Annotated in this window: 19 protein-coding genes; 13 read left to right on the top strand and 6 right to left on the bottom strand. The window is 44.2% G+C overall.

Annotated elements, in window-relative coordinates; all coding sequences use genetic code 11:
- Positions 1-49: 49 nt before the first annotated feature.
- Positions 50-1,294, bottom strand: coding sequence for a bifunctional alpha/beta hydrolase/OsmC family protein (locus ABHV44_RS08380; RefSeq protein ID WP_459074225.1), 1,245 nt, complete (start codon positions 1,292-1,294; stop codon positions 50-52).
- Positions 1,295-1,458: 164 nt separating this feature from the next.
- Between ABHV44_RS08380 and ABHV44_RS08385 the strand changes: the two genes are divergently transcribed.
- The 6 genes from ABHV44_RS08385 to ABHV44_RS08410 all read left to right on the top strand — a co-directional run bounded on the left by ABHV44_RS08385 (position 1,459) and on the right by ABHV44_RS08410 (position 6,491).
- The gene (locus ABHV44_RS08385; RefSeq protein WP_459074226.1) at positions 1,459-1,953 is read left to right on the top strand and encodes a MarR family winged helix-turn-helix transcriptional regulator; all 495 of its coding nucleotides are present in this window, start codon (positions 1,459-1,461) and stop codon (positions 1,951-1,953) included.
- Positions 1,954-2,203: 250 nt separating this feature from the next.
- Positions 2,204-2,590, top strand: a complete 387-nt coding sequence (locus ABHV44_RS08390) for a hypothetical protein (protein WP_459074227.1) — start codon at positions 2,204-2,206, stop codon at positions 2,588-2,590.
- 89 nt (positions 2,591-2,679) lie between these two features.
- Entirely contained in the window at positions 2,680-3,129 is a 450-nt protein-coding gene (locus tag ABHV44_RS08395) for a GNAT family N-acetyltransferase (protein ID WP_459074228.1), read from the top strand.
- 3 nt (positions 3,130-3,132) lie between these two features.
- Positions 3,133-4,263, top strand: coding sequence for an amidohydrolase (locus ABHV44_RS08400; protein ID WP_459074229.1), 1,131 nt, complete (start codon positions 3,133-3,135; stop codon positions 4,261-4,263).
- Entirely contained in the window at positions 4,260-5,414 is a 1,155-nt protein-coding gene (gene alr / locus ABHV44_RS08405; protein ID WP_459074230.1) for an alanine racemase, read from the top strand. The genes ABHV44_RS08400 and alr overlap by 4 nt, the downstream gene beginning before the upstream one ends.
- 3 nt (positions 5,415-5,417) lie before the next feature.
- Complete coding sequence (locus tag ABHV44_RS08410) at positions 5,418-6,491, top strand: alanine racemase (protein WP_459074231.1); 1,074 nt, start codon at positions 5,418-5,420, stop codon at positions 6,489-6,491.
- On the opposite strand, the gene xerD is transcribed toward ABHV44_RS08410, so the two are convergent.
- The 3 genes from xerD to ABHV44_RS08425 form a co-directional block, all read right to left on the bottom strand.
- On the bottom strand, positions 6,481-7,395 hold the full coding sequence (xerD, locus tag ABHV44_RS08415) for a site-specific tyrosine recombinase XerD (RefSeq protein WP_459074232.1): 915 nt from the start codon (positions 7,393-7,395) through the stop codon (positions 6,481-6,483). The genes ABHV44_RS08410 and xerD overlap by 11 nt on opposite strands.
- 77 nt (positions 7,396-7,472) lie before the next feature.
- Complete coding sequence (locus ABHV44_RS08420; RefSeq protein WP_459074233.1) at positions 7,473-8,738, bottom strand: hypothetical protein; 1,266 nt, start codon at positions 8,736-8,738, stop codon at positions 7,473-7,475.
- 139 nt (positions 8,739-8,877) lie between these two features.
- Positions 8,878-9,114, bottom strand: a complete 237-nt coding sequence (locus tag ABHV44_RS08425) for a hypothetical protein (RefSeq protein ID WP_459074234.1) — start codon at positions 9,112-9,114, stop codon at positions 8,878-8,880.
- A gap of 238 nt (positions 9,115-9,352) precedes the next feature.
- Between ABHV44_RS08425 and ABHV44_RS08430 the strand changes: the two genes are divergently transcribed.
- Positions 9,353-9,628: a type B 50S ribosomal protein L31 gene (locus ABHV44_RS08430; RefSeq protein WP_459074235.1), complete on the top strand. Its 276-nt coding sequence runs from the start codon at positions 9,353-9,355 to the stop codon at positions 9,626-9,628.
- A gap of 119 nt (positions 9,629-9,747) precedes the next feature.
- On the opposite strand, the gene ribB is transcribed toward ABHV44_RS08430, so the two are convergent.
- Positions 9,748-10,914, bottom strand: coding sequence for a 3,4-dihydroxy-2-butanone-4-phosphate synthase (ribB, locus tag ABHV44_RS08435; protein ID WP_459074236.1), 1,167 nt, complete (start codon positions 10,912-10,914; stop codon positions 9,748-9,750).
- 195 nt (positions 10,915-11,109) lie between these two features.
- Between ribB and def the strand changes: the two genes are divergently transcribed.
- The 4 genes from def (at position 11,110) to ABHV44_RS08455 (ending at position 13,947) form a co-directional block, all read left to right on the top strand.
- Positions 11,110-11,682: a peptide deformylase gene (gene def, locus ABHV44_RS08440; RefSeq protein ID WP_459074237.1), complete on the top strand. Its 573-nt coding sequence runs from the start codon at positions 11,110-11,112 to the stop codon at positions 11,680-11,682.
- Entirely contained in the window at positions 11,679-12,263 is a 585-nt protein-coding gene (locus ABHV44_RS08445; protein WP_459074238.1) for a tetratricopeptide repeat protein, read from the top strand. The genes def and ABHV44_RS08445 overlap by 4 nt, the downstream gene beginning before the upstream one ends.
- A 108-nt stretch (positions 12,264-12,371) precedes the next feature.
- On the top strand, positions 12,372-13,442 hold the full coding sequence (fbaA, locus tag ABHV44_RS08450; RefSeq protein WP_459074239.1) for a class II fructose-bisphosphate aldolase: 1,071 nt from the start codon (positions 12,372-12,374) through the stop codon (positions 13,440-13,442).
- Between the two features lie 145 nt (positions 13,443-13,587).
- On the top strand, positions 13,588-13,947 hold the full coding sequence (locus ABHV44_RS08455) for a hypothetical protein (RefSeq protein WP_459074240.1): 360 nt from the start codon (positions 13,588-13,590) through the stop codon (positions 13,945-13,947).
- A gap of 41 nt (positions 13,948-13,988) precedes the next feature.
- Here the strand turns inward: ABHV44_RS08455 and ABHV44_RS08460 are convergent, their stop codons facing one another.
- Positions 13,989-16,916 carry a GEVED domain-containing protein gene (locus ABHV44_RS08460; RefSeq protein ID WP_459074241.1) on the bottom strand — a complete coding sequence of 976 codons (2,928 nt, stop codon included), beginning with the start codon at positions 16,914-16,916 and terminating at the stop codon, positions 13,989-13,991.
- A gap of 430 nt (positions 16,917-17,346) precedes the next feature.
- Here ABHV44_RS08460 and ABHV44_RS08465 point away from each other — a divergent pair, with 430 nt between their 5' ends.
- Entirely contained in the window at positions 17,347-21,015 is a 3,669-nt protein-coding gene (locus ABHV44_RS08465; protein ID WP_459074242.1) for a choice-of-anchor J domain-containing protein, read from the top strand.
- A 558-nt stretch (positions 21,016-21,573) separates the two neighbouring features.
- Positions 21,574-26,406 (top strand): fibronectin type III domain-containing protein, encoded by a 4,833-nt coding sequence (locus ABHV44_RS08470; RefSeq protein ID WP_459074243.1) that lies wholly within the window; start codon positions 21,574-21,576, stop codon positions 26,404-26,406.
- Positions 26,407-26,470 lie beyond the last annotated feature (64 nt).

Raw genomic sequence — 26,470 nt, forward strand, 5'->3', positions numbered from 1 at the left:
GGTAGGGAAGGAGTTGTTTTGGCTTACATCTTATTCGTGAGTGATTCACCTATTTTTCTTCTTCGCTGTTCAGTTTCATCACAGTGTCCACAAAATTTTCGGTCTCAAGAGTTTTGTGTACCGGACATTTGTTAGCGATTTCCAAAATTCGAGAGCATTGCTCATCGGTGAGGTCACCATCAACCTCGATCGTCCGCATAAAGTGATCAATCCTGGCTTCTTTTTTCTCGCAGCTTTCGCAATCCGCTTTATGCGATTTTTTATGGTCGACATGCACATTTACCTGTTCAAGAGGCCATTCTTTTCTGTCGGCATACATTTTAATGGTCATGGCAGTGCAGGTGGCCAATGCTGAGGCGAGTAGATCGTAAGGATTCGGACCCAGGTCATCACCGCCAACCGATTCTGGTTCGTCTGCCAAGAAGCTGTGGTTTCTTGCTTTTACCGTTGTAGTGTATTTGTTTTCACTGGTCAATTGGGCAACCACGAGGTGGTCTGTATTCAGTGCTTCGTCTTCTTCTTTCTCAAATCTCACATATCGCGAGCTCCAACTGGCGATTACCTGGCCCACGTAGAGCGAGTCCTTCTTTTTGCTGAGCAAATGGTTTGCACCGTTCAGGGAGACAAAGCTTTTTGGGTGCCAGGCCATGTCGTACAATTCAGCTGCGTTTTTAACCTCTACAATTTCATCCTGAGGTGAATGCATGATCAGGATTGGCTTTCGAAAATCAGACATCACCTGCTTCAGGTTCTTGCTTTTGATGTCTTCCAAAAATTGCTTTTTGATCGTGAACTTCCTACCGCTGATTTTCACGTCAGCTTCTCCTTCGTCCTCAATTTCATCAACTTTTCCCTCGATCAGATGGGTTACGTGGTCCACACTCGAAGGCGCGCCAACAGTTGCCACCGCGCGGATGCTGTCGAGCTTGCTGGCTGCATAGATTACAGCAGCTCCTCCCAGAGAGTGGCCGATGATAATTTGAGGAGCTTCGAATTCCTTCTCCAGAAACTCCGCGGCTGAAATTAAGTCGGACACATTCGATGAAAAGTTGGAATCCTCGAAATTTCCTTTGCTCTCCCCAAGGCCTGTAAAGTCAAATCGCAGAACGGCAATGCCTTCTTGAGCCATGGACCGCGTTACATTTTTTGCCGCAAGCAGGTTTTTGCTACAGGTAAAACAGTGTGCAAAAATGGCAAATGCAGCTGGTTTGCTGTCTGCCGGAAATTCCAGGTGAGCAGAAAGCTCAATCCCGTTTTTGTTGGTGAATGTGATGTCGCGCGATTTCTGGTGCATATCCTTTGTTTATCTGGCGTATTCAACTTTTCTACAAGTGATTCAAGTGAGAAATGTTTCAAATGTAGAATAATCGTATTTGAGAAAATTCACGGCAAAATTGCAATTAGACCGACAAGCTAAATGAATTCTTCAGTAATTTTGTTTCTGCAGAAACAAAAAAAATGGAATACACAGAAATTCTCATCAACATCAGGAAGATCGTAAGGTCTATAAACCTTGAAAGCAAACGTATCGAAAAGGAGTATGGTATTAGCATTCCTCAGCTCTTGTGTTTGAATTATCTCAACGACAAGGAAGACTATCGATCCACTTCTACGGAAATAAAAAAGTTTCTGAACCTAAATGCGAGCACGGTCACTGGAATAATTTCCAGGCTCGAAGCAAAGAACCTCGTTGCAAGACTGCCCAACCGAAAAGACAAACGAATGTCTTTTATTACAATAACTTCAAAGGGCGTTGATTGTGTGAATAATGTCCCGCCATTGATGCATGAGAAGCTTTCTGCCAAATTGCAAAGTTTGCCTGGAAACAAACTTGACGAGCTCAAAGACGCCATTCTACTGCTTTTGGAGTATATGGATATTTCAGAGGTGGATGCGGCTCCTCTAATTGCGCCCGAACTGTCGGAAAAACAATCACATAGGTCGATTGAATGACTGCAGGTTCAGAGAACTCCTACAAAACGTGTTTTTATTTAAGGTTAGAATTGTTTAAGTTTGTTTCGACAGAAATTAATTTTCTTAAAATAACAACATGAATCCTTTAAAATCTGGAAAAGCCTTAGCTGGCGGGCCAAAAGCTAGCAAGCAAACATCAAAATCTAACAAATCGACCAAGTGGAGTAGATACTCCAATTTGAAAGAGCAAAAGCTCTGGTCACTCACTCAATCAGGCATTATTTAAAATATGACAACAGCCAATGCTCCTTTTAATAAACAACAACAGCTTAAATCCGTCATCAACTTCCTCAAAGAACAGGGCTTTAATGTTCTAAATTCTTTGGCTGGAGGCTATGAGGATCCTAAGAAGATTGTTTTTAAAGGTTCAGAGCTAGGCTTTACTCCCGATGTCATTGCCGAAACAAAAGGATGCCACTACATCTTTTCCCTGGAAGAATACGCTGATGATCTCAGCACTGATGAAACGCATAAAAAATGGCTTCTGTTTGATGCATACGCCAAGCAAAAAAAGGGCTTGCATTATCTTGTTGTGCCTGACAAGAATGTAAAAGAGTTCAAGAAACTCATTGCCGATTGGAATCTCGATTCGCGCATACTGGCCCTGGAATGGTAGAAATTTGTCACTGTTCTTTTCGGTGGTGACTTTGGGAATTTTTAAATTTACTTGAATATCAACATTCTTAAATCTTCAAAGCCCTTCAAATGGAATTGAACATTGAATTTTTATCGGCTATCGACACAGTTACCACGCTGGAAAAACAAAAGATCGTGGATTTCCTCTATGAACATCTCGATAAATACGGAGATAGCAAAGAGGATATAATGAAGGCTTTGGAGTACGCCCTGAGCGACAGACCTGGAAGAGGTGGCCTGGTGCTGGTTGGAAAAGATGACGACAAAATTGTAACTTGTGTGGTGATCAACAAAACCGGAATGAGTGGATACATTCCCGAAAATATTCTCGTCTACATTGCTACACATTCTGATTATCGCGGTAAGGGAATCGGCAAGAAAATCATGAAAGAAACCATAGAGCGCACCAAAGGGGATATTGCGCTACATGTAGAAGCTGACAATCCCGCAAAGTTTCTCTACGAAAAAGTTGGTTTCACGAATCCATATCTCGAGATGAGATTGAAGAAAAACCAGTGAGGAATGGAGGAAGAGTTGACGCGCATCAGACGCGAATTTCATGCTCACCCCGAACTTTCTGAAAATGAATTCGAAACTCAGAAACGAATTTTAAAGTTTCTGAAAGACTTTGGTGTTGATGATGTTCAAAATGTTGCAAACACTGGAGTCCTGGCCCATTTTAACTTTAAGGAAGAGGGCCCGCATGTTTTGATCAGGGCCGATATCGATGCCCTGCCCATTGAAGAAAACATGGATATCGAGCACGGCTCCAAAAACTCTGGTGTCGCTCATAAATGTGGCCACGATGGTCATCTCACAATTTTATTGGGTCTGGCAAAAAAGCTCAACGAATTTCCGCTGGATAGAGGAAGAGTTTCGCTTGTGTTTCAGCCCGCAGAAGAAACGGGTATCGGGGCTAGAAAGGTCATTGAAGATCCTGATTTTAAATCGCTTCAGCCCGACCTTGTTTTTGCTCTGCACAATTTGCCTGGCTACGATAAAGGACAGATAATGGTGAGAGAAGGATCCTTCACCGCTGCTGCCACCAGTATGATTTTTAAGCTGAAAGGCAGAACGTCCCACGCTGCAGAACCAGAGAAGGGTGTGAATCCGGCAATGGCTATAGCTCACATCATCGTAAAGGCAGATGAACTCTCCAACAACCATGTCGATTCTAAAGATTTTTCTCTGGTAACTCCGGTGTATGCGACTCTTGGAGAAAAAGCCTATGGAACTTCAGCGGGTTATGGCGAGGTTCACCTCACGCTCCGCGCATGGAACAACCAGAAAATGGAAGAGCTGAAGGACAAGGTGAATAAAATTGTAGATGATTGCTGCGCTGGAATGGATCTGCAAATTGATCGTGATTGTGTTGAAACTTTTTACGCCAATCGAAATGTTCCAGAGGCTGTTGAGATCATAAAAAATGCAGCAAAGGATAATAATCTTAAATTAGAGGAAACCAGGTATCCGTTCAAATGGGGAGAAGATTTTGGATTGTTTACTGAAAAATTTCCGGGAGCTATGTTCGGTCTGGGAGCAGGTGAAGACTGTCCCTCGCTTCATCACCCGGAGTACGACTTTCCAGACAATGTGCTGATGGATGGAGTTAATATGTTCTACTCAATTGTTCAACTAGCCTCGGCCAAATGACAATTCACTCTTCAGAAATCTTGCTCGACAAGAGTGCCTTGCAAAACAATATTATGTTTTTGCGTGAATTCCTGAATGAAGGCGTGATCTTTTCATCGGTAGTAAAAGGAAACGCCTATGGTCATGGAATCGAGTCCTTTATTCCGCTGGCTGAAGAATGCGGAGTGAATCACTTTTCTGTATACAGTGCAGATGAAGCCGTCCGGGTAAAAATGGTCGCCAGTACTCCCACTACTGTTTTGGTGATGGGTTACGTAGATCCACATCAACTGCGCTGGTGCATAGAAAACAAAGTTGAATTCTTTGTTTTTGATTTTGAAAGGCTTCACAAGGCCCTAGAGGTGGCCCGTGAAATCGACAAAAAAGCCATCCTCCATATCGAGCTTGAAACGGGTATGAATCGCACCGGTTTTGAACGTGAAGACCTGGAAGAAGTAGCGCGTATTTTGAACGAAAACCGGGATCACCTGTTTTTTAAAGGTCTGTGCACGCATTATGCCGGAGCAGAGAGCATCGCCAACTATGTGCGCTATACCAGACAAAAGGAAATTTATCTCGAGATGCTCAGCTTTTTTGAGTCAAATGGTTTGACGCCCGAACAACGTCATACATGTTGTTCTGCAGCAGCCATCAGAATGCCCGAGATGCAGATGGATATGGTGAGAATTGGAATTTTGCAATACGGTTTTTGGCCTTCGAGAGAAGTCTTTATAGAATACATAAAGGATAAGTTCGAGAAAGGTGGGCCACTGAAGAGAATCATTACCTGGAAGAGCAAGGTAATGAGCTTGAAAAATGTGTCTCATGGTGAGTTTATTGGTTACGGAACAACCTTTTTGGCCCAAAGCGACATGACCATAGCCTTGCTTCCAATAGGATATGCCCACGGTTTCACGCGTGGGTTGAGCAACACCGGACGAGCTTTAATCAACGGAAAACGCGTACCTGTAGTGGGTATGGTCAACATGAATTGCATTGCTATTAACGTTACGGATGTCGACAATGTGAAACCTGGAGATGAGGTAATACTCATTGGAAAACAAAAGAATGTTGAAATAAGTGTCTCTGCATTTGGAGAGTTAAGTACTCAACTGAATTATGAATTATTGACAAGACTTCCACACGACATCCCCAGGAATATTAAAATTTAGCCCATGGCTTTTATAAAACTTTACAAAGAGAAACTACAACATAACTACAATTTTCTTGATGATCTTTTCAAGCAATACGGCATTCAGTGGGCTATTGTGTCCAAGATGCTTTGCGGAAATCGCAATTACATTAAGTTGTTGATTGAATTGGGAATTAATGAAATCTGTGATGCGCGGATTAGTAATCTGAAGCTCGTGAAAGAGCTAGCGCCCGACAACATTGACACCGTTTACATAAAGCCACCAGCAAAGAGAAGTATTCCTGATGTGGTGAAATATGCAGATGCGAGTTTCAATACGGAATTTCAGACCATCAAATGGTTGAGTGAAGAAGCCGTGAGACAAGATAAATTGCACAAGGTCATTATTATGATTGAGATGGGCGATTTGCGTGAAGGTGTTCTCGGAGATAATCTGATCGATTTTTACGGTTCGATTTTCAAGCTTCCCAACATTAAGGTTACAGGAATTGGAACCAACCTGAATTGCATGCATGGAGTTATGCCTTCACCTGATAAACTCGTACAGCTGAGCCTTTATAAACAATTGATTGAGGCCAAATTCGATCGAAAAATCCCTTGGGTAACCGGAGGTACTTCAGTTGTGATTCCGTTGCTTTACAGAAAGCAAGTGCCTAAAGGGATTAATCACTTTCGCGTAGGAGAGACCCTTTATTTTGGAAATAATCTTTTTGAGAATGAGCCAATTGAAGGAATGAAACAAGATGTGTTTAGGCTTTACGCAGAGATTATTGAAATCACTAAAAAGCCGGTGGTTCCTGTTGGTGAGTTGGAAGCCAACCCAAGCGGTGAATTTTATGAAGTGGATGAAGCTGATTACGGGAAGACCTCTTATCGCGCAATTCTCGATATTGGTCTCCTGGATATTTCTACAGACTACCTCATGCCTGATGACGATCGGATTACAATCACCGGAGCCAGCTCGGATATGTTGATCATCGATCTGGGAGATAGCAGTAGGAATTACAAGGTTGGTGACCTTGTAACTTTCAGACTTAAATATATGGGGGCTCTCCGCTTGTTAAACTCTGATTACATCGACAAGATTATCGATTAAGAGCAAGACTTCTAGGGTGATGGGATAGGATTTCAGACTTGAGATAATCTCTATCCAGGTGCGTGTAAATTTCTGTTGTAGTTATTGAACTATGCCCGAGCATTTCCTGAACTGCTCTAAGGTCTGCACCACCTTGCACCATGTGCGTTGCAAAGGAGTGTCTTAAGGTGTGCGGGCTAATATTCTTGTCGATTCCTGCAGCCGCTGCCAGGTTTTTCAAAATTGTGAAGATCATTACCCGGGTTAGTTTGCTTCCTCGTCTGTTCAAAAAAAGGAAATCTTCATGGCCGTCTTTTGGCTCTATGTGGTTGCGGTCTTGTTCGAAGTAATGGTTGATATACTTAATGGCCGACTGACCGATGGGCACGAGCCTTTCCTTGTCCCCTTTTCCAGTAACTCGTATGAAACCATCGTCAAAATAAAGGTTCGAAATTTCGAGATTTACAAGTTCCGAAACTCGCAGCCCACAGCTATAAAGAGTTTCGATTATTGCTTTATTCCTGGTTCCTTGTGGGTGAGATAAGTCTAACGCAGAAATCAGTTCTTCAACTTCTTCAAATTCTAGCGTGTCGGGCAGTTTTCTCCCAATCTTTGGAGATTCCAGCAGCTCAACCGGACTTTTCGAGATCAAATCCTCCAGAAGCAAGTATTTAAAAAAGGCTCTCAAACCAGATAGCATTCTGGCCTGGGTAGAAGCGCTAAGGCCAATTTCGTAGAGTGATTTCAGAAACTTTTTGATATCACTCATTTCAACCTTGAGCGGACTGGGAGAGTGGGGCAGCGTGTCTGAAAACTCCTGAAAGGTTTTTACATCGCGGATGTAAGCCTCGATGGAGTTTTTGGACAGCGATTTTTCAAGACGCAAATAACTTTTAAATCCGTTTGAAGCCGAGGTCCAGTCCATCACTTAGAGTATTGTAATGTTTATGCGATAGAAACGAAGAGAAACAGAGAGTCGTCTGTTGGCGATTGAGTTCTCTTTTACTTGTACCACCTTTGATTGGTAATCATGAGGGCTTCCTGAACCGTAATGCGCACACCATCGTTGTAGGCGGTAACGAACGGTCCGCGAAAGTTATAGCGCGCTTTGATTCTTTCCCGATCGTCCCTGCATTGTTTGTAGACAGGCCAGGAGCCGGTTGTGTACTTGTAAAGGCTCCCGTACTGCTCGATATTGAAAGGCTCTGTGAAGTTATGTGCTTTTTTGAAATGGACTTTCCCCACTTCATTGGGTCCGGCTGCTATCTGAACCCGGTAGGCGATGCCCTCTTCAGGTTCCGGTATTTCATAAGGCTTGTCGGTTGGTTTCTGATCGGTGTCTTTCGTGTCCGTGTCTTTTTGGCCCTTGTCACCATCTGCAGCTGTTTTATCTTTCCCAGAGTCATTAGCAGTCAGGTCGCCATCTTCATCATCAGATTCATCGTCTGTGTCGTCAGCTAAAGGCTCTACAACTTCACCTTGCACGCCAATTGGAATTTCTTTCGGGATGTTATTCTCCACATAAGCCATAGTGCCGTTGATCTTAATTGGATCGGCAAGAGTGCTGGTTTTGTTCACCATGTACGAAACAGAAAAACTCTCTGATGAAGGAGCTTCAAACCAAACAAATTTGATCGATCGGTTGTCAATCGTTACCGAAGCCCCGTTATTTTTATCCTGATCAATTCTGTATCCGGTAGGCAGTTCCTCAAGGATTTTCGTGAATCCTTTGAGGTTAGAGTTAGAAACCTGAATAGTGACAAGATACTGGTCATCCGAAATCTGATTGATTTCTCTGGTTGCGGTTAATTTTCCCGAATCGCTAACACCCTGATTTTCGCCTTCACCGACAGTCACAATTTTGCTTTGCATGTCGTAGTCCTGGCGTTGGTTATCCTTTATGTAGGAGAAAACACCGGTTATTACCTTGTTTCCGGATGCGTTATTCTTTGCGGTAAGTGTATAGGTAACGCTGAACTCCTGTTCTTTGGGGAGCGACATCCAAATGAATTTTGCCTTCTGATTGCTAAAAGTGAACGAGGCACCCCTGGTTTCTACAGCTTCCGCTGTAAGTCCTACAGGTAAGTCGAGTTGTAATTTTGCGAAACCCGTTACCTGGCCTTTGTTGATGGTGATAGTTACGTCTTTAGATTCTCCCGGTGCAAGACGAGCAGGTGTATTGTCTTCAATTACCAGTCCGTCTGCCATAAAAAAATTGATCAGCAGCGATCCTGCGAGGAAGAGTAGCATTACCGGGTATTTGATCATTTGGTTTTGTTTTTCAATGCCGTAGTTAAAGCATCAAAACAAAACTAATTGTATCCCTTTGTAACATGGAAGAACTAAAAACTACTTTCAAACAAAATTCTGTGGAAAAGGACTAACAAAGGACCAATTTATCATCGAATCACTGTTCGAAGTAATAGTCGATGAGGTCGTCAATGACCTCGTCAGAAAGCCTGGTGTCCCCAGTAAAGAATCTTTCGATGGCGCGATCCACCTCATAGGTCTGAATCACATTATCATTGTTGATGTCTACGGTTTTGAACTTTCCCGGTAGCGTTTTTTCCTCCTTGTCGAGTTCGCTCGAAGGAACCACAGAAAATGGAAGGTAAAGAATCAAAATGTAAAGTATGTTATGCATGTCTGGCCATTTTTCGGGCAGAGAATCTCTCTCTACCGCTCAGATTGGTCGAGATCATACGCACATTCATAACTTTGGTTTTGTCTTTTTGAATTGAATTCAGTTGAAGGTGTTACAAAACAACTACTTTTACCAAAAAGATCAAATACTTAAAATCGAAAAAAAGAAATCTTGACGGTTTTCATTTTCAATGAGAAGTACTATCTTTGCCGTCCATTTTGAGAAAAGCAAGAGAAAAATGAGAAAAGGAATACATCCAGACAGTTACAGAAAGGTAGTTTTCAAAGACATGTCAAACGATTACATGTTCATTAGCAGATCTACCGCTGAGACAAAAGAGACTATCGAATTTGAAGGGGAAGAATATCCGCTGATCAAACTGGATATTTCTCATAAGTCTCACCCTTACTTCACCGGTAAACTTCAGTACGTAGATACTGCCGGTAGAATTGACAAATTCAAGAACAAGTACGCCAAGTGGTCGAAGAAAGATAAGAAAGACGGAGACAAGTAAGGCTTGTTATCGGCTTTTCGAAGCTCTTAAAATATTAAAGCCATTTTCCTCGATGAGGGAAATGGCTTTTTTCGTTGGAGTTTTTTATGTCTGACTTCATTCATCCGCAATGACGGTTATCAAACGGTCGATTTTTTCTCGGTGTTTTCTTTAAGAGGTATTGGAATGTTTTCCACGATCTCTAACCCGTAGCCGACAATTCCGGTTCGCTTTATAGGGTGATTTGTCATCAGCTTCATCTTTCTGACTCCCAGGTGACGCAAGATTTGCGCTCCTACACCGTAGTCTTTGGTGTCCATTTTAGATTTGTTTCTGAGCTCTGGGTTTTTGTTGAGCATCTCATTTCGCTCCCGGTAGGCCTCGAGTTCGTCAATCAACCCCCGATCTTTGCGAAGCTGGTTGATGTAAACTACCACTCCACGACCTTCCTCGTTGATCATCTCCATGGCACGGTGAAGTTGTTCTCCTTTCCCGTAATAAGCCGAGCTAAAGATGTCCCCAATCATTGAGCTTGAATGGACACGTATCAGTACCGGTTCGTCTTCTTTCCATTCTCCTTTTACCAGAGCAAGATGCTCATTGCCGTTCGTGGTTTGCCTAAATGCGTGTAATTCAAAATCACCGTATTTGGTAGGGAGGTTTACCTTGGTCACGTGCTTCACAAGCGTTTCGTTCTCCAGGCGGTAGGCAATCAGATCTTCGATGCTCACCAGTTTGAGATCGAACTTTTCAGCAATTTCCTTCAATTGTGGCAAGCGAGCCATTGAACCATCCTCGTTCATGATTTCCACTATTACCCCCGCTGGTTCGAATCCGGCCAGGCGCGCAAAATCAATGGCCGCCTCGGTATGACCAGCTCTCCTCAGTACTCCTCCTGTGCGAGCTCTAAGTGGAAAAATATGTCCAGGTTTTCCGAGTTCATCAGGATGCGTAGAAGGATCGATGAGAGCCTTCACAGTTTTTGCCCGATCGCTCGCGGAAATTCCTGTAGTGCATCCATGACCAATAAGGTCTACCGAAACTGTAAAAGGTGTTTCGTAGGCTGCATTGTTCGATTGAACCATTAGGTCGAGATTGAGCTCATCGCAGCGCTCTTCTATCAGAGGAGCACAAATGAGCCCACGACCATGGGTAGCCATAAAGTTGATTATTTCGGGAGTAACGTTTCTGGCAGCAGTGAGAAAATCACCTTCATTTTCACGATCTTCATCGTCAACCACAATGATTACTTCTCCATTATTTATGGCCTTTATGGCATCTTCAATTTTGTCGAGCTGTTCCTTCATAACCTAATTATTCAATGCAAAGGTATTTCAATTCAATTACCTCACACAGCCATTTTGATTGAATTACATCAGGCTCGCCTCATTGTTTAGGTAAATTGGCTTTTGAGTTGTAATGAAAGAGTAGAAATCGGTAGGGTATGACACGTTCTAATCACCTTATTCCTGCTATTTTTGCGAACGCAATAATTGACATTTATGATTTTACCGATTGTCGCTTACGGAGATCCAGTGCTTAAGAAAAAGGCACAGGAAATTGATGAAGATTATCCGAACCTCGATGAGTTGATTGATAATATGTTTGAAACCATGTACAATGCCAGTGGTGTTGGCTTGGCGGCTCCACAAATAGGCAAGTCGATCAGACTTTTTGTGGTAGATGCTTCACCTTTTGCCGAAGGTGAAGATGGCGATCCCAACTGCGAGGGCTTTAAAAGAGTTTTCATCAACCCGATAATTTTTGAAGAAACTGGTGAAAAATGGCCTTTTGAAGAAGGCTGCCTGAGTATTCCTCAAATTCGTGAAGAAGTATCCAGAGAGGAGATCATCAAAATTGAATACTACGATGAGAACTGGGATCTTTTTGAGGAGGAGCTTTCAGGATTTGCTGCCAGAGTGGTGCAACATGAGTACGATCATATTGAGGGGATTTTATTCACAGATCACCTAAAGCCACTTCGCAGAACTCTCTTGAAAAGCAAGTTGGCCGACATCAGTAAAGGTAAAGTGAAGGTCGATTACAGAATGAATTTTCCAGTAAAAAAGAAATGATGAAAAGTAAATTGACATTTATCGCATTGGTCCTGGTGGCGATTTTCACCTGGACTTGTTCTTCTTCTGATAGCGACAGTGCCAGCGGAGAGAAGAAGGAAGGCTTTGAAAAAAAGTACACGAAAACAGAGCGATTGAAAATCATTGATGATTTGGAGGCCAAGGCATTTGGTAATGACACGGTGATGCCAAAGCGAGCTCTTGCCAATGATTTGATGCGCAACTACTTTGAATACAAGAACCTGTATCCTAAAGACAGCGTTTCACCTGAGTTTCTTTTTAAAGGAGGTCAGGTTGCTATGTCAATCGGGAAGTACCACAAGGCCATCGAGGTCTTCAATGTGATTTATGAGGGTTATCCAGACTTTAACAAAAGAGTGGAGGCTCTGAACCTTGTAGCATTTAACTACGACTATAATCTCAACGATAGAAATCAGGCCAGAAAGGTCTACGAATTCATAGTTCAAAATTTCCCTGAGCATCATCTGGCAGAAGATGCAGCAGCCAGACTGACTACGCTAAACATGAGTGATCAGGAATTAATAGAGCACTTTGAAAAACAGAACAGCTCTGCTCAGTAAGTTCTTTTAAGCAGAAAGTTTTAATTGGGTAATCAACAGCCTTTTGTTTGGCCAGCCGAGAGCCAAATGGTTATTTTTGAACGATTTTAAAAAATAAAGCACGACAAAATGAGTCAACGATTCAAACCAGGAGTACTTCATGGAGAGGCAGTTCAAGATCTGCTTAAGCACGCAAACGAAAATGACTATGCCCTGCCGGCAGTAAATGTTATCGGAACCAACTCAATCAATGCGGTTTTGGAAACGGCTCGCGATGTAAACTCTCCGGTGATGATTCAGTTCTCCAATGGAGGAGCTTCCTTCTTTGCAGGAAAAGGGCTAAACAACGATAATCAGGAAGCGAGCATTCTCGGTGCGGTAAGTGGTGCCATGCATGTTCATCAGGTTGCAGAAGCCTACGGAGTGCCTGTGATTTTGCACACTGACCACGCGGCCAAAAAGTTGTTGCCCTGGATTGATGGATTGATGAAGCACAACGCCATTCACTACGAGATGTATGGCAAGCCTCTATTCAGTTCTCACATGCTCGATTTGAGTGAAGAGCCTCTCGAAGAAAATATTGAGATCAGTGCCGGCTACCTCAAGCGACTTCACAAAATGGGAATGACCCTCGAGATTGAGCTCGGAGTTACCGGAGGTGAAGAAGATGGAGTGGACAACACTGGAATCGACAGCTCGCGACTGTACACGCAGCCGGAGGAGGTCGCTTACGCCTACGAAAAACTCTCTGCCATTAGCAAGCGTTTTACTGTAGCGGCTGCTTTTGGAAATGTGCACGGTGTTTACAAGCCGGGAAATGTAGAGCTGCGTCCGGATATCCTGAAAAACTCTCAGGAATACGTTCAGGAAAAATTCAACACGGGTCACAATCCGATCAATTTTGTATTCCACGGTGGAAGTGGATCTTCACAGGAGCAAATTCGCGAAGCTATCGGATACGGTGCCATTAAAATGAATATCGATACTGATATGCAGTGGGCTTTCCTTTGTGGTGTGAGAGATTACATTCACGAAAACGGAGATTACCTGAAAACTCAGGTTGGAAATCCAGAAGGAGATGACAAGCCGAACAAAAAATACTACGATCCCCGCAAGTGGCTTCGCGAAGGTGAAGCTACCTTTAGAGAAAGGTTGAAGCAAGCTTTTGATGACTTGAATTGCATGAACAGAAATGCGTAGGCAGCTCAAAGGATAATATATAAAGCCCGGCTTTTTAGTCGGGCTTTTTTGTGCCTGAATTCAAAATTCTAAAAAAAGGCTCGCAAGTTGCTATCTTTCTGGCGCAGGTAAAGGACTAACTTGTAATCAGAAAATTAAAAATCAAATGAATAGAATAAGATCTTACACAATGCTCGCAATGGTCATTGCATTTGCAGTGGCTTGCGCCAACAACAAGAATCAAAAAACAGATGAAACTTCAACTATGGCTAACGAAGAGAAAATGATGCAAGATGGTTACACAAAAGCGCGAGTCGTTTTTGATGAAGAAGCGGATCAGCCCTGTGATTACCTGTTGGTTTCAGCCTCGGGTGATCAGGTTATGGAGCCTCTCGAATTTCCTACAGACTTTAAGGAAGCCGATTTGAACGTTTGGATTAAATATGTGCCGCAGCGCAGGCAGGGTAGGTGCGGAGATGTTTTGCCAATCGAGCTTACTGAAATAAAAAAGAGGACGAAAAATTAATTTCGCCCTCTTCCAAAAATTTATCTCTTTCGTTGGAAGTGCTACTCCACAACGATTCTGGTAACTTTTCCTCCTTTTTCGTTTCCGAGTCGGATAAGGTATGCGCCAGCAGCAGCGTAGCTCATGTCGAGCGTGTAAGTGTATTCATTACCGTTTTTCTCTACCCAGTTTTGAACCACTTGCTGTCCCATCACATTGTGCACTGAGATTTGCAAAGGCTCATCCACTTTTTCGGTAGTGAATACTACTGTGTATTGGTCATTGCCATTCGTTTCAACAACTAATTTACCTTCTCCCATGAAAGCTTCACTAATACTGGTTTCCTCGATTACGTTTGCCGTGTAATCTTCGGTTTCACCGTATTCTGAATCGGCACAGGCATCAAAAGGTACTATTTCATCCCATGCAGTCTTAATTCTCATTAGATGCTCCCCAAGGTTAGCGTCTTGTGGAATTTCAATTTGAACAGTCTCAGTGAAACTGCCACCGGCCTGACCTTGCGCAATGGTATAATCAGGTAACACTACTTCATCAAATTCAAAGACAAAGTTATCGTTGAAGTCGATCCATGCACGAACGTGCTGATCGCCATAATTCGTTGTGATTGTCATGTCATGGAACTGATTTCTTTCCAGGTCAGTCGATTGACTGGTGTAGTCAGCGTATCCACCGTCAGAGCATCCAGTGGTGTTGCTAATGTCTCCTACTTCAATGAGGTAGAGACCATCACCAAATGTGCAATCTTGTTCTGGTTGACAAAGCGTTTTGGTGATTGTTGTTTCGGCCACGTCATTGGAGTTATCAACGTCACCATCGAGGTTTGTTCCAGCCTCAATCGTGTAATCTCCGAGTGCGCTGAAATCACCTTGTGTGTCGAAAGTAAATTCTAGAGAAGAAAGAGTTTCAATTGTCTCTGTTACGGTTTCGGTTACCTGCGGTCCATCGTTGATAGTGTAATAAACTTCAAAACCGGACTGAGGAGCTCCACCGTAGTTGTTGATTTCTACGATAATGCTTTCCGACTCTGAAAGCTCAGGGCTGGAAACAGGTGCTACAATTGTCTCAACTCCCACATCATTCGGAGAAATGTGCTCCACAGTTTTCACAAATTCATCGTTCGTTGAATTCTCATCGTTTTCCAGACTGGTGAACGCTGTGATTGTGTAAGTTTCTCCGAGTGTTGAGAAATCACCTGTTGCTGTAAATGTGTAGTTGACGTTTTCCGACCCCTCAATAGGTCCGGGAACAACTTCATTTACTACTGCTCCACCGTCAATTTGAAAGCTCACAGGAATGTCCGACTGTGTCTGAATTCCGTAGTTTCTGACAGTCACTGTAATTTCTTCGCTTGCGGTAAGTGTTCCGTCTTCTGGTGAAGTGATATCCAGAATCCCCACATCGTTGTTGAGGTCTGGCGCAAGTTTGAAAACTCCCACACGGCTTGCTCTTTGGTTTCCGTTAGGAAAGTACTCACCAATGTGCCAAAAAGTCTTGTCATCAAGTGGGTCTATGGTCATCTGAGCGTAGTCTCCATATCTAAAGAATGGGTCGTTGGTTCCGTTATCTACAAAAGTTCCTTCTGGAACAGTCATTTCCCCAAGAGGGTCTCCTGCGAAACGTCCAGTGAATCGAATGCCCGGGAACTCCTCTTCACTAACCACGGTATATCCAAGTCCGATATTTCCATCCACGTCCATGCAGATTCCACCGCTAAAGGCGCTAAGTCCATCGGGTTGGGTATAAGTTCCCTCCTGATAAATTTCCCATGGTTCGCCATCGGCATCCTGACGGAGCTCTACCCAGCGAATACCTGCGAGTTCATCGCTGTTGGTGAGGTCGACCACCCAGTTCATTACACAGGCATTGTAGCCTGCAAATCTGCGATATTGAGCCATGTACATTATTGTCGCCTGTAGCGCATCGATATCTGTTCCATCTGGTTGTGTGAGGTTTGCGAACGAACCACCGTCAAAAACCCCATCAAAGGCAGTTGTTGGAATTTCTTGTGGGGAGCTGATTTCAGAATTGCCTAGGTTGTCCCAATCCATGTTGATATTCCAAATCTTCAGGTGGTCATTATTTACGCCTGCCCACGAGTCGTCCTGCATATAGACGATTGGTGCATCTCCAGCCGGTGGAGCTTCTGCACCATTGGCATTGAACCCGGCCGGACTATAAAATCCACTTGTGGTAATTCCGGGAAGTGGAAAACCCACAAATGCAGCATCTTCGATTCCATTTAGCATGGCCTCTCTGTCGAGAGCATAAACCACTTCGCTAGTTCCGGCTGAGCCAGAGTTTTTGTTGGCTGTGATGTAGTAACCATCAGACCACACGGAAATTTTTTCGTAATCAGGAAAAGATCCAGTTTCGAAGCGGTAGGTATACCAGCCATCATTCACTGGGTCTGGACCCTGGCAGACAGCAACCAGAATACTATTTGGCGTATCGCTAAATTGAATAATAACGAATCTGTCGGCATATCGGTCGTAAACAACACAAGGGTCACCGAGCGTCTCACCCGGAAAAATGGTACCTAGTGAAGCTGCCGGTGTCAATGGATTTCCATCACGATCGTGAATTCTAAATCCAGAGTTCCATGCATTCACAAAATGATTTGGTCCGATTGCTCCGGTAGGGTCCTGAAGGCTACCGCTGACATTTGCATTAAAAGTAAGAATTGGCTCTACGCTTGCCCCACGCTGCGCAGATTGCTGAAGGTCGGCAAGTGGATCAGCTCCGTGCGGAAGACCTTTACCAGGAACTACTTTGTTCGCTCCTCGCCTTTTCATTTCACCAGCTTCTTCACCACTTGGTGGTTGAACAGATTCCATGCTCGCAATCGCTGGAATTTCTGTCATGCTGGAAGCGTTCGAAATCAATGTCGGGCCCGCTGGTTCTCCACTCTGGGAAAAGCCTGTGAGTAAAAGACCCGTGAATAAAAACAACAGGGTATACTTTTTCATCATAAAAATTTGAGTTAGTACGATTTTAAAACGATCTGAAGAGATACGAGGTTCTTGCGTTTCTCTTTCCTTGCATTCCAAAAGTAACATTTTAAACTCTTTGTTCCTTTATAATCAAAGGCAAAATGAACTCTATCTCGGATTCCCGATACACGGAATTATTTCATTTCATTAGTCTGTCGAAGAAAAGAGCAAAGTGCTGAATTGGGTGTCGAGATATCAAGAAAAGCGATATTTCGAGAAAACCCAAAATGCAATATTTCCGTAAGTTTGTAGGACTGTCGCGCAATGATTCGAATGCCTTTAAAATCAGGTGTTTCAAGTCGCTGAAGCACAGTTTTATGCATGTGAAGTTCAGATTTGATCAATATTTGATCTCTACTGAAAAAAGCTTTAGTGTAAACCTATTCTACGGTGAAAAACTGACCGTTCAATGAAAAGATTAACCAATTTGAATGCAGTATTGGCTGCGATATTACTTCTGGCATTTTCAGGCTCTGGGCTTGCAAATGAAACAGTAGGTGCCAATCTTACATCAGAAGACAGAGACAACCCGGCTGTGCTGGTTTGTGAGCCACCAACTGGTATTGAAGCTCAGGCTACAGGGCCCGAGTCAATTTATGCAGCCTGGCAACCCGCTGGAGATGAGGTCTCCTGGGAGCTTCAGTATGGCGCTGTGGGTTTTGATCATCTTGCAGAAGAAGGAACTATTGTTTCAGCTGGTGGAAGTCCTGAAGTTTCTGTTTCGTCTCTTACACCTGAAAGCACCTATGAAATTTATGTGCGTTCAGTTTGTGAATCACCGACTGAATTTTCTGATTGGGTAGGCCCGATAGAGGTTACCACTGCTTGTCAGTCAGTCTCCCTGGATTACTTACAATCCTTCGATAGTGTTTTACCACTTTGCTGGGCTGAGGCCGGAGATGGCAACCCGACTGATGGCCCACAACTTTTGGGCGAGTCAGATTGGATTGCAGATGATTTTATGGACAATAATGCTTCGGACGCTATCCGACTACACTTACATTCCAATTCAGATAATGAATGGCTGTTTTCACCTTTTGTTTCGCTAACTACAGAAGAACTCTGTGAAGTGTCTCTCGACATTGGAGTAAAGGAGTTTTTGGGCTCGGCTTCATCGATGGGTTCTGACGATCAAATTCAACTCCTCATTCGCCTCGAAGGAGAGTCGAACTGGACAAATATTGAAACCTGGGACTCCAGCTTTGAGTCACCGGTTAATGGACAAAACTTTAGCTTCGACATTACGAGCTACGCTAACGAGACAGTTCAATTTGCCATTTGGGTAACTGACGGTGCCATCGATGATCCGGAGAACAATAAAGTTTTCATCGACAATTTTCAAGTTAAGGAAGTAGCCACCTGTCCGGCAGTGACTGATATTTCTACTACAGCTATCGACCCTTACTCAGCTTCTTTAACCTGGCAACCTCAGGGCATCGAAGAGTTGTGGAATGTAGCTCTCGGAACAACCGGATTCGAACCGCTCCTGGGAGAGGGAGAAGTTTTTACTGTTTCAGGTACACCGGAAATTTTATTCGAAGATTTTGCTCCTGGCGCTACCTACCAGGTTTACGTGCAGGCAGTCTGCATCGAAGGAGAAGATTCTTCCGACTGGACTGGACCATTCACTTTCACTACACCATGTGGCGTGGAATTCCCCGAGTATGTTCAGGACTTTACTTTTTTTGTTCCCAACTGCTGGGTCAAAGCTGGCAATGGTAGTCCTTCTCTAGGGCCGTCTCAATTTGGCGCAGGTGGATGGGTTTCCGATTTCTACATGGAAAATACCAATACTGATGCTGCTCGCTTGATGCTCAATTCAAATACTTCTCAGGAATGGCTCATCTCACCAGAGATCGAGCTAACTGCGGGTACAGAGTATCAACTCGATTTCGATTTCGGGATATTGTTTGCCGATGATGAGACTGCGGGAAACCTGGGGACAGATGACGAGTTTCGAGTATTGATTTCATTGGATGATGGCGATTCGTGGACTACTCTCGCCACAGTGGATAATTCCTACTCTTCGGAAGAAGGTGGTGAAATGCTGGATTTCAACCTGGCTACCTACGAAGGAGAAACAGTGAGGTTTGCGCTCTGGGGCACCGATGGTAGTGTTCTCGACACGCCAGCGAGAACAATTTACATCGATAATTTTCGAGTGAGAGAAGTTCCTTCCTGTCCTGAGCCTGCGGATCTGGCTTATTACAACGTGAGCATCACCACAGCAAACCTATCCTGGGAAGTTACTGGAGACGAAGATCAATGGACTGTCTCCTACGGACCTCCCGGATACGATCCAAATGGAAGTGAGGGGACTGAAGTTACAGCCAGCACCAATTTCAATTATCAGCTGACCGATCTAACTACTTCCACTCCATATGATGTTTATGTGAGAGCTGAATGCATTCCAGGTGAAGATGTGTCGCTTTGGGACGGGCCTGTTTCATTCGAAACGCTTTGCCAGACTTCTCCGATTACAGAATATCCTTACTACGAAGATTTTGATGAGGAGCTTCCTCCGGCAATTCCTTGTGGATGGTGGGAAGAGAACACAAATGGCGATTTATTTTCCTGGGAAACTAGCGACATCTACGGCTACTCAGAGCCGAATGCCCTATTTATTAGGTATAACGATGTGCAATTTGTTGCAATGGATGACTGGGTGTTTTCGCCAGAAATGGTGATGAGCACCAGCCAGACGTACACGCTGACTTTTAGATATAAGACTGGAGGAGAGAACTTTTCAGAAAATCTCGGGATATTCCTATGTGAGACAGACGATAGCGAGAGCGTTATTTCTGAGCTCATCGCTCTCGAGGGGATTTCTAATCTCCAATACGAAACCGCGCAAGTTAGTTTTGAAGTGGATGCTGATGCATCTTATCACATTGGTTTCCATGGGTACAGCGGTAATGGAGAGTTCTACATCGCTGTAGATGATGTTAGAGTTTGCGATGTGCCATCCGCTGATGTGGAGACTGACGCGATATCTGTTGAGTCGCTTCCATCGACCATCGAGGGCGAACTCAATGCATGTTTCTCGAACAGCTTTGGGCCTGATGATCCCGACAAATTTTACACATTCACCGCTCCCGAATGCACGGACTCAATTGATGTGAGTCTTTGCAACTCCGATTTTGACACTCGACTGAGCCTGGTGGACAGTGAAGGTAACGTACTTGATGTTAGTGATAATGCAGAGGGTTGTGGTCTACAATCAGCGTGCTACGGGGTTGAGGTAATCCCGGGAAATGATTATACGATTGTGATAGAGGGAGTTAACGGAGCCACAGGAAATTACGAATTGGCAATAGACCTCTATCAAACTTTCGAAAATCCTGCTTTCAGTTTTGAAGCTGGAGAATTTTGTATAAATGAAATACTCGCTGTGCCCGAAGTAATGGGTACTGAGGGAGGAACCTTCTCTGGGGCAACTGGTTTGGTAATCGATCCGATCACCGGGGAAGTTGATTTGGAGGCGACCGGTCCTGGAGTTTTTGCTGTCACCTACACCACGAGCGATGGTCCTTGCGGTGCCAGTGAGACCAAAGAGATTGAAATTCTGCCGATGCCTTCAGCAGAGTTTTCGCTTGCGGATGACACATTGTGCGTTTACTTCGACCCTGTATTTCCAGATCTAACTGGAGATCCAGGAGGGGAGTTCTCCTCAGGTACTGGTCTTGCAATCGACCCTTCAACAGGTGAGATTGATCCTGCTGAAAGTGAAATAGGGTCTTACGTTGTCAGCTATGAGGTAACCATTGATGGATGCACTTCAACCAGTCAGCAGCAAGTTGTGATTGATCTGTGTACGAATGTCGGTGAACGGGTCGAGGTCGATTTCTCTGTTTACCCAAACCCGACTGATCGAGAGATCTCAATTACTCTGAGAGGCGTTAAAGGTGATTTCTTCATGGAGATTTACGATCTCACCGGCAAGGTCTTGTTTGCTAAAGAATTAACTGGTAAGAATAGCCAGGTAATAACTCTTCCTCATCTTTCCGAAGGGATTTACATGCTAAAAATCGAAGGAAATAAAACGAGTAATATTAAAAAATTGTTAATTGACAGATGATAAATAGAGTGAAAAGTGGCAATTGTTTTAAAATCAGAGTTTTCTGACCAACGATGATTGTCATTTAGGTGAAGTTAAGAGTAGAATGAAAATATCCCAAATGGAATAGGTTTCCAACCGATTCGAAGTTTGTAAAGCTTGGAACTAATTGTATCACACCACAAAATGAATTTGTTTCAGGTTGCATTGTCGCGACAACAATTATTGAACTAAATGATTCATTTCGTTTGCACTCCAGGTTGGTGAGTGATATATTTTATCATTAAAAATAAGATTCCAAGAGTCGTCAAGATCGTTCAACGTCTTTTTTTAGCAAAAAGCTTCGTCTAGTGATTCTAGACTCTTAACTTTGCTTGGAAGCATCAGGCGATGCTTTCAAAGAACCTTCTAAGAATTCCCTCTAAAGCCTTCTAGCTAATACTAAGTGATTCTCGTGTTCAACGGGATGCATTTCGCACGTGCATTTCAATTGATCGTGAGATTATTGGTATTTGCGGATTGCTCTTTGGAATTAGATAAAGTACAGATTTATAAACCATTAATTTTTAACGGATAAGTATGAAAAATCAAAATTTTACCTTTTTAAAAGGGTTGATGCTAATCTTGATTCTCGGAGCCTGGCAGGCGCGGGATGCACAAGCGCAGTTTGGTTGCGACCAGGGCGTTGTCATCTCTGACGGCTACACAGCGATGGGGATCACTACACCTGGAACAGGTGGAGTTGAAGATTGGAACGAGAACCCAACAGATACCGAGGAGAACGGCTCCTACTGGGATGACGATGTGTATTTGTTTGAGTACACAGCAGGTCCTGCCCAGGAACAAATTTCAATGACGATCTTCACCAGAAACGGATGGTGCGGAATTGGAATTTTTGAAAACTGTGACGGAACCATTTTTTCAAGTCCGCTCTCAGAAGACGGACAATCTGGTTCGGATTCAGAGCGCAATGTTTCTGCAGTTATCGATGCCAACCAGACAGTTTATATCGCAGTTGGTCAGTGGGGTACGCCTAACGACCTGGACTTCGATGTGACCGATTTTTCGGTATCTTCTTGCTTCGATCCTGCAGATGTGGTCGTGACTCCATCACAAACAACTGCTGGTATCAGCTGGACCGTTGGCGGTTCAGAAACAAGCTGGAACGTGCAGTTCGGTGAGCCTGGCTTCGATGCTGAAGCTGGTGAAGGAACTACTGAAGTTGCGGATACAAATACAGATTTTGAAATCAGCGGACTTTCAGCATCTACAACTTATGAAGTTTATGTGCAGGCTGATTGCGGAGGTGAAACATCAGCTTGGGTTGGCCCGGTTGAGTTCACAACACTTTGTGCGGTAGCTGAAACTCCATATCTGGAACAATTCACTGAGTTTTTGCCTAACTGCTGGCAAGAGGCTAGCAACGGTCACCTCACTGAAGGCCCAACAGATTTTGGTAGCGGTTCATGGTTTTCAGATGAATTCCTCAATGAAGGTGATAACAATGCCGCAGCAATCAATATTTATTTGGACAGTAAACAAGACTGGCTGATTTCACCAGAAATCAACCTAGAAGCAGCTGTAGATTATCAAGTTGAATTTGACTTTGCAATTGTGGAGTATTTCAGTTCAACTCCCGAAGCTCTCGGTTCAGACGACAGCGTTTCTGTTGTGATCTCTGTAGATGGTGGAGGATCCTGGGTAGAACTACAAACCTGGGACACGAATTACACTCCAGTTGAAGGTGGAGAGCACATTGTTATTCCACTTGCAGGCTATGAAGACAATATCGTTCGTATTGCGTTCTGGGGGTCAGAAGGAACTGTAAATGACGAGCCAGACGTGGATGCAATGGTCGACAACTTCCTCGTTAGAGAAGTTCCAACATGCCCTGAGCCTATGGCGCTTACTACTGGAACGGTAGAAGCCACTTCGGTTCTCCTTTCATGGGAAGCTGGAGGTTCTGAAACAATGTGGAACATTCAATACGGTGAACCTGGATTTGATCCTGCCGCTGGCGAAGGAACCGTGGTCTCTGCTGATACAAACACTGACTTTGAATTGACGGGCCTCGATCCAGAAACGGAATACGAAGTGTACGTTTCAGCAGTGTGCGAGGCTGGAGTTGACGAGTCACTTTACCTATCAAGTACATCATTTACCACATTGCCAACCTGTCCGGATCCATCTGAATTGACATTGGATCAGGAGTTGGTAAACACAGCGACAATTTCTTGGCTAATCGGAAATGAGGAAACAGCGTGGAATGTTCAGTACGGTGCCGATGGATTCGATCCTGATGCAAACGAAGGAACCATTTTGGACGCTACCACCAACACAGAGTTTGAAATCCCTGGATTGGATGCAGCTACAGAATACGATGTATATGTGCAGGCAGAATGCGTTGAAGGTACAGACCTCTCAAACTGGGTAGGTCCGTTGAGCTTCACTACGCTTTGCGCACCTTACACACCTGAATACATTCAGGACTTCTCTGACTGGTTGCCAATTTGCTGGCAAGAAGGTGAAGGCGGAGCACTCACTGAAGGACCGGAAGAACTCGGTGGAGGAGGATGGACCAGCGATGGTTTCCTAAATGTTGGATTCTCAGGCGCGGCCAAAAAGAACCTTTACCTTTCAGGCGACATCGACTGGTTGATTTCTCCAGAAATTGATCTGGCTGCAGCCACTGAATACCAGGTTGAATTTGATCTTTCCGTTGTTGATTTTGGATCAGACGATCCGATCAACATGGGATCTGATGACAGCCTTAGCCTTGTGATCTCCGGTGATGGAGGTGCCACGTGGGAAGAGCTTCAAACATGGGATACAAATTACCTCATGCCTGAAGGTGGAGATTACGTGGTAATTTCTCTAGCTGGGTACGAAGATGATATTGTAAGACTTGCGTTCAGAGCATCTGAAGGTGAAGTGAGTGATGCGGCTGATGTAGATGTTCACATCGACAACTTCCGCGTTCGCGAAACTCCTAACTGTCCAGAGCCGACAACAGTAACTACTGAAGTTGTAGACTTCGAGACTGCTTTGGTTTCATGGACGTCTAACGGTGAAGAAACAGCGTGGAATGTTCAGTACGGGGCGCCTGGATTCGATCCAGCAGCAGGTGAAGGAACTACAGTTGTGGCCGACACGAATACAGATTTCGAAATTACTGGACTCGATGCCGAAACGGAGTACGAAGTATACGTTCAGGCAGTTTGTGAAGAAGGTGTTTCAGAATCTGTTTTGTCGACATCTGCGTCTTTCACAACGTTGCCAACTTGCCCACAGCCAATCGATTTGGTAGTGAACTACTACAGCAACGTAGAAGCTTCGCTCAGCTGGACTTCAACTGGAGATGAAACTTCATGGAACGTTCAGTTTGGAGAGCCTGGATTTGATCCAGTTGCAGGTGATGGAACTACAGTAGTAGCTTCATCTTCTGATAATTTTGTGATTCCAGGTCTGGATCCAAACACCGAGTACGATTTCTACGTGCAGGCTGAGTGTGTTGAAGACACAGATCTATCTGACTGGACTGGTGCCCTAACCATAACAACAGACTGCGATCCGTTCACACCGGTTTACCTCGAAGAATTTGAAGGTAACTTTGTGCCAGGATGCTGGGCGGATGCCGGAAATGGCGATCCTGCAACAGGTCCTTCTGAATATGGAGACAGCGACTGGAATGACGATGAGTTTGCTAACCTCGCTAATGGTACACTTTCAGCCAACCTAAACCTGTATTCCAATACAGATCAGGAATGGATGATCTCTCCACTTATTGATTTGACAACAGGTGGACCGTACCAAGTTGACATGGATTTTGCCATCACCGAATGGATTGCTGAAACTCCAGGAGTTCTCGGCTCTGACGATGAAGTACAGCTTCTCGTAAGTTCAGACTACGGAGCATCATGGGACACGCTAGCTGTGTTCGATTCGTCTTACGTTTCTCCTCAGGGAGGTGAGATGATCGTTCGCGATCTTACCGACTACTCAGGAGAGATCGTGAAGTTTGCAATCTGGGGGTCTGACGGATCCGTAAACGATGATAACGACAATGACATCTTCTTTGACAACTTCCGCGTTCGCGAAATTCCATCTTGCCCTGAGCCACTTGCTCTAACCATAGATGCGACAACGGCAAACAGCGTTGAGATCTCTTGGCAAGCAGGAAGTGATGAAACACAATGGAACGTGATTTATGGAGCACCTGGGTTTGATGTAGAAGGCGGTGAAGGAACCGTTCTTTCTGCTGATAACAATGAGGGCTTCCCAATTGACGGATTGGATCCAGCGACAGATTATGAAATCTACGTTCAGGCTGTATGTGTTGTTGAAACTGATCTATCTGAGTTTGCAGGACCTGTTTCTGTAACCACAGATTGCAGCTTCTACACGCCAACTTATGAGCAGGACTTCACTGAATACCTTCCAGTTTGCTGGCAAGAAGCCGACAATGGTGATGCTTCTACCGGACCAGAAGAATTCGGAGAGTCAGATTGGTCTGATGGAGATGGAGCGGCAGTTATCAATTTGTACTTTAATGATGATAAAGAGTGGTTGATTTCACCAGAACTCGACCTTGCCGGAAGTGCCAACTACCAGTTGGAATTTGATTTCGCTGTTTACGAATGGCTTTCGACTACACCAAGTCAGCTCGGCTCTGATGATGAGGTTCAGGTTTTGATCTCAACTGGTGATGACACCAGCTGGGATGTGCTCGGTACTTTTGATTCAACCTATGTTACTCCCGCTGGAGGTGAGACTTTTGTTTACAGCCTTGCAGACTATGAAGGTGACGTAGTGAGAATCGCGTTCTACGCAACTGACGGAGAAGTTAATGATACCGAAGACAATGATGTAGTCGTTGACAACTTCCGTGTTCGCGAGTGTCTTGCCGATGCTTCATTCTCTTACTCAACAGATACCATTTGTACTTACAACTCATCTATAATTCCAGATATTACTGGACTTCCAGGTGGTACGTTCTCAGCTGGTGATGGACTAGATATCGATCCTGAAACAGGTGAGATTGACCCTGCCACGAGCGATGTAGGTTCTTATGAGGTATTCTACGAAACGATGGAAGACAGCCTTTGCACAGATATGCAAATGACAACTATCGTGGTTGACCCTTGCACCGGTGTTGATGAGTTCGATAACCTTACCTCAGTGGGCGTTTATCCAAACCCTGCGAGCAGTGTATTAAACCTCGACTTCACTGGAATTGATGAGAAAGTGAACATCGAAGTGATGGACATGACAGGTAAAGTTGTGATGTCTGAAACGTTTGCTAACCCATCAAACGAGGAGATCAACGTTTCTGGTTTCGAAAGCGGACTCTACATGATCCGACTTTCAACTGAGACCAGCACTGTTACCAAACGCGTAGTAGTGAACAAGTAAGTAAAGAGCTTTCAGCTCTCTTAAATATCAAAGCCCCCTTCAACGAAAGTTGGACGGGGCTTTT

Origin of the sequence: Halocola ammonii, assembly GCF_049334165.1 — a bacterium.
In the GTDB taxonomy this organism is placed as follows: Bacteria; Bacteroidota; Bacteroidia; order Flavobacteriales_D; family Sanyastnellaceae; genus JBEGHD01.

Coding starts and splice junctions, on each gene's coding strand:
- ABHV44_RS08445 (WP_459074238.1), top strand. CDS start 11,679: ATGATGAAAAGTAAATTGACATTTATCGCATTGGTCCTGGTGGCGATT.
- alr (WP_459074230.1), top strand. CDS start 4,260: ATGACAATTCACTCTTCAGAAATCTTGCTCGACAAGAGTGCCTTGCAA.
- ABHV44_RS08385 (WP_459074226.1), top strand. CDS start 1,459: ATGGAATACACAGAAATTCTCATCAACATCAGGAAGATCGTAAGGTCT.
- ABHV44_RS08460 (WP_459074241.1), bottom strand. CDS start 16,916: ATGATGAAAAAGTATACCCTGTTGTTTTTATTCACGGGTCTTTTACTC.
- ABHV44_RS08465 (WP_459074242.1), top strand. CDS start 17,347: ATGAAAAGATTAACCAATTTGAATGCAGTATTGGCTGCGATATTACTT.
- ABHV44_RS08455 (WP_459074240.1), top strand. CDS start 13,588: ATGAATAGAATAAGATCTTACACAATGCTCGCAATGGTCATTGCATTT.
- ribB (WP_459074236.1), bottom strand. CDS start 10,914: ATGAAGGAACAGCTCGACAAAATTGAAGATGCCATAAAGGCCATAAAT.
- xerD (WP_459074232.1), bottom strand. CDS start 7,395: ATGGACTGGACCTCGGCTTCAAACGGATTTAAAAGTTATTTGCGTCTT.
- ABHV44_RS08470 (WP_459074243.1), top strand. CDS start 21,574: ATGAAAAATCAAAATTTTACCTTTTTAAAAGGGTTGATGCTAATCTTG.
- ABHV44_RS08420 (WP_459074233.1), bottom strand. CDS start 8,738: ATGATCAAATACCCGGTAATGCTACTCTTCCTCGCAGGATCGCTGCTG.
- ABHV44_RS08425 (WP_459074234.1), bottom strand. CDS start 9,114: ATGCATAACATACTTTACATTTTGATTCTTTACCTTCCATTTTCTGTG.
- fbaA (WP_459074239.1), top strand. CDS start 12,372: ATGAGTCAACGATTCAAACCAGGAGTACTTCATGGAGAGGCAGTTCAA.
- ABHV44_RS08430 (WP_459074235.1), top strand. CDS start 9,353: ATGAGAAAAGGAATACATCCAGACAGTTACAGAAAGGTAGTTTTCAAA.
- ABHV44_RS08380 (WP_459074225.1), bottom strand. CDS start 1,294: ATGCACCAGAAATCGCGCGACATCACATTCACCAACAAAAACGGGATT.
- ABHV44_RS08400 (WP_459074229.1), top strand. CDS start 3,133: ATGGAGGAAGAGTTGACGCGCATCAGACGCGAATTTCATGCTCACCCC.
- ABHV44_RS08410 (WP_459074231.1), top strand. CDS start 5,418: ATGGCTTTTATAAAACTTTACAAAGAGAAACTACAACATAACTACAAT.
- def (WP_459074237.1), top strand. CDS start 11,110: ATGATTTTACCGATTGTCGCTTACGGAGATCCAGTGCTTAAGAAAAAG.
- ABHV44_RS08395 (WP_459074228.1), top strand. CDS start 2,680: ATGGAATTGAACATTGAATTTTTATCGGCTATCGACACAGTTACCACG.
- ABHV44_RS08390 (WP_459074227.1), top strand. CDS start 2,204: ATGACAACAGCCAATGCTCCTTTTAATAAACAACAACAGCTTAAATCC.